The 983-nt window shown below is 61.7% G+C and carries 1 protein-coding gene; it reads right to left on the bottom strand.

Features of this window, described 5'->3' with window-relative positions; translation table 11 throughout:
- Positions 1-156: 156 nt before the first annotated feature.
- Positions 157-983 (bottom strand): acyltransferase (locus VSR34_RS38000; RefSeq protein WP_342965187.1); only part of this gene is annotated, 827 nt, incomplete at its 5' end.

Here is a 983-nt window from a genome sequence, read left to right on the forward strand (position 1 = left end):
TTCGTAATGCGAAGGTCGGGGGTTCGATTCCTCTTTCCGGCACCAACAAGTTTCAAGCAAAAAGCCCAGTCCTCGTGACTGGGCTTTTTGCTTGTCTGTCGTGCTTCGCTTCGCACGATCGACGGGACCGCGCGCCGTCGCGGGAGACACTGCCGATCAGGATGCTGGCGCCATTGGCGTCCCCGTGTCGTCCGAAGCCGCTGCCCTGGTGCGCCATGCCCGTGCCTTCGCGATGAACGCACGACGCGCCGGTAGCTCGATCAGGTAATAGCCGAGCGCCCCGCCGGCCACGACCACGCCTAGTTCGACGACCAATATCAGCATGGCGACGCCCGGGGTCTGTGGCACATACAGCTGTTTGACGACCTGGTTGCAGGCGATCTGCAGAATCGGGTGAATCAGATAGATCGAAAACGAGATCTCGCCGAGAAACACGGCGACCCGATTGCCGAACAGCGCGTTGCCGATCACGCCGCCGTTCGCGAGACCCGCGATCACGAGCAGGATCACCGGCAGCAGCATGAACGGCAACGTGGTCGGCACGCACATCAGGATCATCAGCGCGACAAGACCGACGCACATCGCGACATCGCCGACCTCCCACGTCTTCACGAGCCGGAACAGCCAGTATCCGGCGATGAATTGCGGCACGATCCGCAGCACACCGAACGTGGTCAGCCCGACATCGCCGTCGTTATAGAGGAAGCAGTACGCGCACAACGTCAGCCAGCACACGAGCACGATCACACCACAAGTCACGCGCGATAGCTGGCTCAGCACCCTCGCGCACAGCGGAAACAGAAACAGATAGGCGAACCATTCGGCGCTGATCGACCACGACACGAAGTTCCAGCTCAACTTGTGCTCGAGGCCCCATGCCTGAACGAGCAGCACGTTCTCGACCGCGGTACGCGCGGTGTACTCGACGTCGCTGTGCGCGAACTCGTGGCCGATGCGCTTCGCGACGAAACTCAGGCCCTCGT

Origin of the sequence: Paraburkholderia sp. JHI2823 (genome assembly GCF_038900695.1) — a bacterium.
GTDB classification, from domain to species: Bacteria; Pseudomonadota; Gammaproteobacteria; order Burkholderiales; family Burkholderiaceae; genus Paraburkholderia; species Paraburkholderia mimosarum.